Source organism: Neisseria sp. HMSC064E01 (assembly GCF_001808875.1).
GTDB lineage: Bacteria > Pseudomonadota > Gammaproteobacteria > Burkholderiales > Neisseriaceae > Neisseria > Neisseria sicca_A.
The window spans coordinates 24,681-33,767 of sequence record NZ_KV794893.1; the positions used below are offsets into that span (position 1 = coordinate 24,681).

At 51.0% G+C, this 9,087-nt stretch carries 8 protein-coding genes; 5 read left to right on the top strand and 3 right to left on the bottom strand.

Translation table 11 applies throughout. From position 1 onward, the window contains the following. Positions 1–201 precede the first annotated feature (201 nt). Positions 202–681, top strand: a complete 480-nt coding sequence (locus HMPREF2572_RS02665) for a CinA family protein (RefSeq protein ID WP_070496141.1) — start codon at positions 202–204, stop codon at positions 679–681. Between the two features lie 436 nt (positions 682–1,117). Here HMPREF2572_RS02665 and HMPREF2572_RS02670 read toward each other — a convergent pair whose 3' ends face one another. Then, a complete protein-coding gene (locus tag HMPREF2572_RS02670; RefSeq protein WP_070496160.1) occupies positions 1,118–2,956 on the bottom strand; it encodes an autotransporter assembly complex protein TamA in 1,839 nt (612 codons plus the stop codon). Positions 2,957–3,252: 296 nt separating this feature from the next. Here HMPREF2572_RS02670 and sstT point away from each other — a divergent pair, with 296 nt between their 5' ends. Beyond that, positions 3,253–4,476, top strand: coding sequence for a serine/threonine transporter SstT (sstT, locus tag HMPREF2572_RS02675; RefSeq protein ID WP_070496143.1), 1,224 nt, complete (start codon positions 3,253–3,255; stop codon positions 4,474–4,476). A gap of 67 nt (positions 4,477–4,543) precedes the next feature. On the opposite strand, the gene HMPREF2572_RS02680 is transcribed toward sstT, so the two are convergent. Both HMPREF2572_RS02680 and HMPREF2572_RS02685 read right to left on the bottom strand, forming a co-directional pair. Further along, on the bottom strand, positions 4,544–5,014 hold the full coding sequence (locus HMPREF2572_RS02680) for a DUF2846 domain-containing protein (RefSeq protein WP_036492407.1): 471 nt from the start codon (positions 5,012–5,014) through the stop codon (positions 4,544–4,546). Positions 5,015–5,116: 102 nt separating this feature from the next. Then, the gene (locus HMPREF2572_RS02685) at positions 5,117–6,196 is read right to left on the bottom strand and encodes a Slam-dependent surface lipoprotein (protein WP_246827746.1); all 1,080 of its coding nucleotides are present in this window, start codon (positions 6,194–6,196) and stop codon (positions 5,117–5,119) included. Between the two features lie 221 nt (positions 6,197–6,417). Here HMPREF2572_RS02685 and HMPREF2572_RS02690 point away from each other — a divergent pair, with 221 nt between their 5' ends. The 3 genes from HMPREF2572_RS02690 to purB all read left to right on the top strand — a co-directional run bounded on the left by HMPREF2572_RS02690 (position 6,418) and on the right by purB (position 9,023). Next, positions 6,418–6,819 (top strand): helix-turn-helix domain-containing protein, encoded by a 402-nt coding sequence (locus tag HMPREF2572_RS02690; protein WP_070496145.1) that lies wholly within the window; start codon positions 6,418–6,420, stop codon positions 6,817–6,819. Between the two features lie 139 nt (positions 6,820–6,958). Beyond that, complete coding sequence (locus tag HMPREF2572_RS02695; protein WP_070496147.1) at positions 6,959–7,552, top strand: YdcF family protein; 594 nt, start codon at positions 6,959–6,961, stop codon at positions 7,550–7,552. A 100-nt stretch (positions 7,553–7,652) separates the two neighbouring features. Beyond that, positions 7,653–9,023, top strand: a complete 1,371-nt coding sequence (purB, locus tag HMPREF2572_RS02700) for an adenylosuccinate lyase (RefSeq protein WP_070496149.1) — start codon at positions 7,653–7,655, stop codon at positions 9,021–9,023. Positions 9,024–9,087: the final 64 nt, after the last annotated feature.

Consider the following 9,087-nt stretch of genomic DNA (forward strand, 5'->3'; position numbering starts at 1 on the left):
GCGGAGGCGGGAATGACGGCATGAGTATTTGTGAATTCAGTATTAGAAACGGTTTCGAAGCTGGGATAAATAATCAAAAGGTCGTCTGAAAACCGAGTATTCCGATTTTCAGACGACCCCACTCTCCGCAATCCTTCTATAATAGAGTTCTGCCAAGCCTAATAGACCAGGCAACACACCTGCCCCACGAAAGGACATCTCATGACTGCTCTGCAAACCATCGCCGAACATCTGACCCGACGCCGCCAAACCGTCACCTGCGCCGAATCCTGTACCGGCGGGCTGCTGGCGGGCGCGTTCACCAGCATTGCGGGCAGCTCGCAATGGTTTCATCAAAGTTTCGTCACTTACAGCAACCAAGCCAAAGAGGAGCGCCTCGGCGTGATGCCCGACACGCTGCTGCAACACGGCGCGGTCAGCCGCGAAACCGTGTACGAAATGGCACGCGGTGCCAAAGCCGTCGCCCAAGCCGACTACGCCCTCAGCATTTCCGGCATTGCGGGTCCGGGCGGCGGCAGCGCGGCGAAACCTGTCGGCACGGTCTGGTTCGGTTTGTCCACGCCGACCGAATCGCTGGAAGAGATGCAAGTCTTCAGCGGCGACCGCGAAGCCGTCAGAACGCAGGCTGTCGAGTTTGCCCTGAATCTTTTGGCAAAACATTTGGAGACCTTTGCAAAATAGTCTGCTAACAAAATTTGACGCATAAAAATGCGCCAAAAAATTTCAATTGACTAAAACCTTCCTAATATTGAGCAAAAAGTAGGAAAAATCAGAAAAGTTTTGCATTTTGAAAATGAGATTGAGCATAAAATTTTAGTAACCTATGTTATTGCAAAGGTCTCATTTGGTCTGAGCGGTTCCATCAGATAGCAACGTATAGTGGATTAACAAAAATCAGGACAAGGCGGACGAAGCCGCAGATAGTACAGATAGAGACCTTTGCAAAATTCCCCAAAATCCAGATAGTACGGAACCATTCACTTGGGTGCTTCAGCACCTTAGAGAATCGTTCTCTTTGAGCTTAAGGCGAGGCAACGCCGTACTGGTTTAAAGTTAATCCACTATAAAAAAGCAGGGATGCGATCATGCACCCCTGCTTTTTGATTTTCAGACGACCTTAAAACCGTGTACCCAAGCTGATGTGCCAGCGGAGTTTCTTGTCTTGGTGTCCGTAGGCGAGGTCGAAGGAGAACGGGGCGACGGGGCTGAACCAGCGCACGCCGACGCCGGTACCGTGTTGCATACTCATGTTTTTGAAGTTGCTGGTAACGTCGCCGACATCATGGAAGACGGCGCCGGATACGCTTTTGGTAATCGGGAACTGGTATTCGAGGCTGCCGACCAGTAATGCCCTATCGGGGAGGACGGAATTGTTCGGCCCTTCCAGACCGATGCTGTCGAGTTCGTAACCGCGGATAGAAGATGCGCCGCCGGTGCGGAACATTAAGCTGGAAGGCACGTTTTCACCTTCGCGGGCGTAAACGTAGCCTGCCTGTCCGCGGACGATGAAGGTACCGAGTTTTTTGTTTTCGGGCGTGTAGAAATAGCCTGCGCGGGCGGTGGCGCGCGCCATAGTGGTGGAGGACAGGAAGTTGCCCAGTGTTGCGCCGATTTTGCCGTCGAGGTAGTAGCCGTTTTCGGGACGCAGCTCGGTTTCGATGTTTTGGCGTTTCCACGAGGCGGTCAGCATGGTGGCGTGGCTGCGGCCGAGGTCGTAATTGGTATCGGGCACTTTTCGGTCTTCGGTAATGAATTCGATACCGAGGCGCGATTCGATGCCGTTGCGGTCGCGTACGCGCCAGATGCCGCTGGTCAGGGCGCGTTTTTCAAGGTTTTGCGTAGTCGATCGATTGTAGGACGTGTTGGTCGTCCAGTATTTGCCTTCGCTGTTGCGCGGCTGGCTGATACCGGCGGCAAGGGTGGTTTCGTATTTGTCCATGTCCCAAACGACGGAGCCGATGTAGCCTTTGTTGAAGAGGTTGTAATAGTCGTAGCCGATGCGTCCGCCGAGGCCGTATTCGGAATCGTAGCGGATACCGGTTTCGAGTTTGTGGCGTTTGACTTCGGTAACGTTGACTTTGACGGGCACGCGGTCGCCTTGGAGCCGGTCGAAGTCGGCTTGGACGGATGCGCCGGAGTAATGTCCGTTTTGTTCGAGCGCTTGTTGGAAGTCGAGCAAGAGGTCAAGGTCGTAAGGCGCACCGGGCTTGAAGCGTGCCAGACCGGCGACGACGTTGTCGGGATAGCGGCGTGTGCCGGTGATTTCAAAGTCGCCGAAATAAATGGGACGGTTGCTTTCGACGATCACGTTCAGATCGGCGGTGTTGTTGTTGGGATTGACGGTGGCTTGGGTGTTGCTGAGTTTGGCAAGCGGGTATTTTTTACGGGTTACTGCGCTGAGGACGGAGGTTTTGCTGCCGCTCCAGCCGTCTTGGTCAAAGTATTCGCCAACGGGCTGCTGCCAGTTGAGCATGGCTTTTTGGTAATACTCGGCAAGGTTGTCGTCTGAAAGGATGTCGCCGAGGATGGCGACGCTGACGTTGTCGACTTTGGTGCGCGGGCCGGGATTGACGGCGACGGTATAGCTCGAACCGTTGTCTTGGACGTTGACGCTGCCGTTGAAATAGCCTTTGGTTTTGAGCATGGTTTTGACGTTGTCGGGCGCCTCTTCGGCGAGGAAGCCGACCTGCTCTTTGTCCAACTCTTCGTCCTGCTGCTGGGTAATCAGCGGCAGGTATTCTTCAAGCATGGATTTGACTTCGCTGTTTTTGGTTTCGATTTTGACGGGAAACTTGGGCGTCAGTTTGCCTACTTTGTCAGCCTGCTCGGATTGCCCGCCCTGCTTGAAGCCGGGAATCGGTTCGTAGTCTTCGGCACGCGGCAGATCGGCTGCGGCTGCGTGTCCGTAGGCAAGGGCGAGTGAGGCAATCAAAATGGGCGAAGTCAGTCTGGTCATGGCAAAAAATGTTTCAACGACAGAAGTTCCAAATTCTACCATTATTTTCAATCGGGTTTAAAACCCGCCAGAGACAGAGGGGTCGTCTGAAAAGGCGGATGCGTCTGCCTCTGCGCGACAGAAGCCAAACACATTAACTCCTTCCAAACCGAAAAATATGGCACAAACTGCCTAATTCTACAAAAAATCAAGCATTTTTCGCCACAGCATTCAATTTAATCTGTAAACCTGCACAATAATTGATATTTTCTTTTAAAATGCAACGTTTCTTAACACATAAAGTAAGAGGATGTATCATGGCAAGTGGTAATCCACTGCTGAACGCAGTCAACCGTATCGGACTCGTACCGCAAATCATCATCGGTTTGATGTTGGGCGTATTGGTCGGTACCATCTCCCCGAAAGCAGGCTTGGGCGCGGGGCTGCTCGGCGAATTGTTCGTCGGCGCATTGAAAGCCGTCGCCCCCGTATTGGTGTTTGTCTTAGTGACCGCCGCGCTGGTGCAATACCGCAAAGGCGGCGAAGCCAAAATCAAACCCATCATTATTCTGTATCTCGTCGGCACATTTGCCGCAGCCGCCGTCGCCGTCGCCGCCAGTATGGCATTCCCGACCGCGCTGGTGTTTAAAGACGTAGCCACCTCCACCCTTGCACCACCGTCCGGCATCGTCCAAGTCCTCAAAGAGCTTTTGATGAAGCTCGTGTCCAACCCGATTAACGCCATCGCACAAGCCAACTACATCGGCATTCTCGCATGGGCGTTGGTTTTGGGCTCTGCATTGCGCCACCACGGCTCTGACACCACCCGCCAAGTCGTCTCCGATCTCTCCGAAGCCGTTACCACCGTCGTGCAATGGGTTATCCGCTTCGCCCCCTTGGGTATTTTCGGACTGGTCTCTCAAACCGTTGCCGAAACCGGCTTTTCCGCCTTCCTCAGCTACGGACGCCTCTTAGCTGTCCTGCTCGGCAGCATGGCGTTTATCGCCCTCGTCGTGAACCCGCTCATCGTCTGGTCGCAAACCCGCAAAAACCCCTACGGACTGGTCTTCACCTGCCTGCGCGAAAGCGGACTCTACGCCTTCTTCACCCGCTCCTCCGCCGCCAACATCCCCGTCAACATGGCATTGGCGAAAAAACTCGGCTTGCATGAAGACACCTACTCCGTCTCCATCCCGCTGGGCGCAACCATCAACATGGCAGGCGCGGCGATTACCATCACCGTCTTAGCCATGGCGGCCGCCCACACCAAAGGCATCGTCGTCGACTACCCCACCGCCCTGCTCCTGAGCCTCGTCGCCACCGTCGGCGCATGCGGCGCATCCGGCGTTGCCGGCGGCTCGCTGCTGCTGATCCCAGTCGCCTGCAGCCTCTTGGGCATCGACAACGACTTCGCCATGCGCGTCGTCGGCGTCGGCATGATTATCGGCGTGATCCAAGACTCCGCCGAAACCGCCCTCAACTCCTCCACCGACGTACTCTTTACCGCCGCCGCCGACTTAGGCAGCCGCCGCAAAGGTTAAAGATTCGGTTGTTTCGCAAAAAGTCAAAAGGTCGTCTGAAATTTCAGACGACCTTTTTTAATCTAAATTATGGATGAGCTTTAAGACATTGCCCCGAAGCTGCCATGTTCAGTTTCATTACTTCAGCTTTACCTTCAGCCTCCGAAACCTGCTTCACATTTGCGCCTCCGACAAAAGCACCCATTTTGATATATTGACGTACGAAATAATGTTTTCCCGCTTCTGTATGTAGCGACAGGCTATTGGTTGAGAATTCCGAAGCAGTCGTTACCACATGCTCTTTACCCCCTTCAACTTCCGTATAGAAGAACACATTTGGCGCAGACGTACCCAGGCAGTGACCATCTACCCAAAGATCTTTCTTCAAAGCACCACCAAGCACGCCTGAACGATATATGTAAAGTCCTGCCTTACCTTCAGTAGGAGTCTCAAAAGTTTTAGCTTTTGAGGAAACATCTGCATTACCCATCGGTACAGAAGTGACACAGGCAGATAGCATCAAAACGGCAGATACTGCCGCCAGCATTGAAAATTTCATTATATTTCCCTTTCTTTATACATTAATAAAATTGCTACTGGGCAGGGTAGGTCGACACTCATACTATGAATTAAGCCAACCCACCCCAAAAGCTGCAAGAGTTTAATGAATTACACCGCGTTCCGCGCTGAAGCTGGTGTTCAAACTTTCCAGTTGCCCGACAATTGCTTCACCTTGGAATGTTGCCTTACCTGCCACTTCTTCTGCTTTTGGCCCGTAAAACTTACCTTCATAGCGGCCTTCTACGGTACGGAACAGAATATTATCCTCACCTGCGGTTGCCCTACCTGAAAAACCGTTGCCTTTAATGTCGGTTTCTTTCAAGGAAATATCGCGACGGAATGCGCCAAGAACCCCTTTATTGATTGCCAAATCTCCACTGATTTTTTTACGTCCAAAGTCGGCATACAGGGTTGAGGTTCCGATATTCGTTACGTTACCAGAAATATTGTCATAACGGCTGGCATTACCCCTATATGTCGCAATACCTGATTTCGGCATATCGGCTGTAGTTGTCTCCAAGCCAAAATAGAAAATGTCACGTTTCGGGTCTTTACTGGCGTTATAAGCAGTTTTTAGTGCATAAGTTAAGGCTTGCGCTTGCATTCCTGCAAGTCCTGTGGCTTCTACACCTTTCTTGATTAAACGTATAACTACTTTATCAATAACAATTTCATTTAACTCTTTATCTTTTTTCATTGCACCATTGAAAGAGTAACTCCGGTTATAACCTGATAAGGTTGCAATACGCTTCCCACCAATTTCCATTCCAATATTCGTTAATTCCCCTTTTTCAAATTGGTTTTTATCCAAATAAATACCTGTATTCTCTAGTTTCGTTATTTCTTTAATTTCAGGTTTAGTTTCAATAGGAGAAGAAGGCTGGGCTTCTACTTTACTAGTATTATCAGTTTTGACCTCGTTTGGTTTGATTTCTATCGGAGCAGGCGGTGTACTGTGTGCTGCTGTTGGCTCAGGCATTTTTGTTTCGGTTGCTTCGGTTTGAGTATTTTTAGTTGTTTCAGTATTGTTATCTGAAATAGTAGGTGTAGGTTCTGCTGGTTTGTTATCTAAATTCACCGTTGGTGTCGGTGCAGTTGTCGGTGTCGCACCACCACCTCCGCCTCCTCCGCAAGCTCCTAATAGAATTGCTGTCGCACAAAGCAAGAAAGATTTTTTCATTTTATATTCCTGTGTTTGAATAGAAGATGTATTGAAAAATGTAATAGCTAGTTATTTCCGACATTTTGCTTTACTAATTAATGCATAAATTTGCAAAGATATGCCATTCAGGATAATATATTTACCGCGCATCCCTTATCAATACCAATTATTATGCTTTAAGACCGTTTATCGGAATAAATTCCCAAATTTAATTACATCCGACTACAAGGAGGCTGTGAATGTCTGTCAACAACAAAATCCGTGCTTTGCGTGAGTTGAACAATTGGTCACAGGAAGATATGGCAGAACGGTTGAATATGTCGAAAAGCAGTTATTCTCGGCTTGAACGGGACGAGAGCAAATTAGATTTGGTAAAGTTAGAAAAGCTTGCGAGAATTTTTAAAATCGATATTGGTGAATTGATTGCTTCGGATGATAAAGAATTAGTTTTATTGATCGGAACGAACAACAGCAACAATCCCGATTATGGGGCAAATGAGCAGATTACGATTGAACTCGAAAAACTAAAGCTAGGCTTGGAACACAGCCGTGAACTGCTGGCTCACAAGGATTTGCTGCTGGCGCAAAAGGATCGGGAGATTTCAGCTTTGCGGCAGTTGGTAGCGCAGTTGCAAAAGTAAGTTATTAAAGAATGAAAGGTCGTCTGAAAATCCTGTTTTCAGACGACCTTTTGCTGTATGAATTTCGTAAAATCTTAAGAACAAGCGGAACCTGCCCGTACAGCCGCGTTCCAATTACTTTCATCATTTTAGGATTCGGATGTTCAAAAAAGCCCTTGTTTTTATATTGATTTTATTCTTTACCGCCGCGCTTTTGCCGCTGTGGATCATGTGGCGCGATTTTCAGGTGTCGCGGTTGGATGCGGATACGGTGCGTCCGGCGGATGCTGCGGTCGTGCTTTCGACCCGTTCTTATGAGGGGGGTCGTCTGAATCCTTGTTTGGTGGCGCGCGTTGAAGCGGCTGTCGAGCTGTATCGTGCCGGCAAGGTGAAAAAGCTGGTGATGTCGGGCGGACTCAGCCGCGATTTTCAGTCTGCTTCGGGCAATATGCAGGCGATTGCGGAGAAGATGGGGGTGCCGAAGGCGGACATTATCCAAGAGCGACGGGCGGAAAATACGTTTGAGAACATTGTGTTCAGCCGCGATTTTATTGAAAACAGCCCGCGCGTCGTCATTGTCAGCGCCGGTTTTCATTTGGCGCGGGCGCAGATGATGGCGGACAGGCAGTGGCAGGGACACGATATTCAGGTGTATGCCGCGCCGTTTTGTTCCGAGCCTTACGGCGGCTATGGTTTCACGGTATTGCGCGAGTCGGCGGCGTTTGTCAAAAACGCTTTGAAGGGAAGGTTGTAGTTTCAGACGACCCGAAGTTGCCGGGTCAAATCATGTATAATTGCAAACAATTTGACTGTTTGATTTAACCGTTTGACCGACCTACCGACAGGACTCCGACATGATCAACCCTATCGCTGCACTTTCCCCCCTAGACGGCCGCTACGCCCAATCCGTTGAAGCATTGCGTCCGATTTTCTCCGAATACGGCCTGATGAGGGCGCGCGTCAAAGTCGAATTGAGCTGGCTAAAAGCCCTCGCCGCCGAACCGAAAATCACCGAAATTCCCGCCTTCAGCGATTTCACGCTTGCCGAAATCGACAAAGTTATTGAAAACTTTTCATTGGAAGACGCAGCCGCCGTCAAAGCCATCGAAGCGACCACCAATCATGATGTCAAAGCCATCGAATACTGGCTTAAAGAACGCTTTGCCGGCGTACCGGAAGTCGCCGCCGCCAGCGAGTTCATCCACTTTGCCTGCACCAGCGAAGACATCAACAACCTGTCCCACGCCCTGATGCTGCAAGAAGCGCGCGAAACCGTCATCTTGCCCAAACTTGCCGAAATCATCGAAAAACTCACCAGCATGGCGCACAATCTTGCCGCCGTTCCCATGATGAGCCGCACCCACGGCCAGCCCGCCACGCCGACCACCTTGGGTAAAGAAACCGCCAACATCGTGTACCGCCTGCAACGCCAGTTCAAAAACCTTCAGGCGCAAGAATTCCTCGGCAAAATCAACGGCGCCGTCGGCAACTACAACGCCCACATGGTCGCCTATCCCGACGTCGATTGGGAAACCCACTGCCGCAACTTCGTCGAAATCAGCCTCGGCCTGACCTTCAACCCCTACACCATCCAAATCGAACCGCACGACTACATGGCTGAATTCTTCCAAACCCTCAGCCGCATCAACACCATCCTGATCGACTTCAACCGCGACATTTGGGGTTATATTTCATTGGGTTACTTCAAACAAAAAGTCAAAGCGGGCGAAGTCGGCTCTTCCACCATGCCGCACAAAGTCAACCCCATCGACTTTGAAAACTCCGAAGGCAACCTCGGCATGGCAAACGCCGTATTGGGCTTCTTATCCGAAAAACTGCCCGTCTCCCGCTGGCAGCGCGACCTGACCGACAGCACCGTCCTGCGCAACATGGGCGTAGGCGTAGGCTATGCCGTTTTGGGTTTCGCCGCCCACCTGCGCGGCCTGAACAAGCTCGAACCCAACCCCGCCGCGCTGGCCGCCGATTTGGATGCCACTTGGGAGCTGCTCGCCGAACCGATTCAAACCGTGATGCGCCGCCACGGCGTCGCCAATCCTTACGAAAAACTGAAAGACCTGACGCGCGGCAAAGGCGGCATCACGCCCGAAGTGCTGAAAGTCTTCATCGAATCGCTGGAAATCCCCGCCGAAGCCAAATCCCAACTGCTCGCCCTGACCCCCGCGCTGTACATCGGCAAGGCAGAAGAATTAGCGAAACGGATTTGATACCGTGTTAATGCTTTGAGATTGAATCGGAACAAAAGGTCGTCTGAAAACCAAGATTCAGGTT

Excerpts from the sequence above, each read along its gene's own strand:
- HMPREF2572_RS02685 (WP_246827746.1), bottom strand. The coding sequence starts at position 6,196 with ATGAAAAAATCTTTCTTGCTTTGTGCGACAGCAATTCTATTAGGAGCT.
- HMPREF2572_RS02695 (WP_070496147.1), top strand. The coding sequence starts at position 6,959 with ATGTTCAAAAAAGCCCTTGTTTTTATATTGATTTTATTCTTTACCGCC.
- HMPREF2572_RS02690 (WP_070496145.1), top strand. The coding sequence starts at position 6,418 with ATGTCTGTCAACAACAAAATCCGTGCTTTGCGTGAGTTGAACAATTGG.
- sstT (WP_070496143.1), top strand. The coding sequence starts at position 3,253 with ATGGCAAGTGGTAATCCACTGCTGAACGCAGTCAACCGTATCGGACTC.
- HMPREF2572_RS02665 (WP_070496141.1), top strand. The coding sequence starts at position 202 with ATGACTGCTCTGCAAACCATCGCCGAACATCTGACCCGACGCCGCCAA.
- HMPREF2572_RS02680 (WP_036492407.1), bottom strand. The coding sequence starts at position 5,014 with ATGAAATTTTCAATGCTGGCGGCAGTATCTGCCGTTTTGATGCTATCT.
- purB (WP_070496149.1), top strand. The coding sequence starts at position 7,653 with ATGATCAACCCTATCGCTGCACTTTCCCCCCTAGACGGCCGCTACGCC.
- HMPREF2572_RS02670 (WP_070496160.1), bottom strand. The coding sequence starts at position 2,956 with ATGACCAGACTGACTTCGCCCATTTTGATTGCCTCACTCGCCCTTGCC.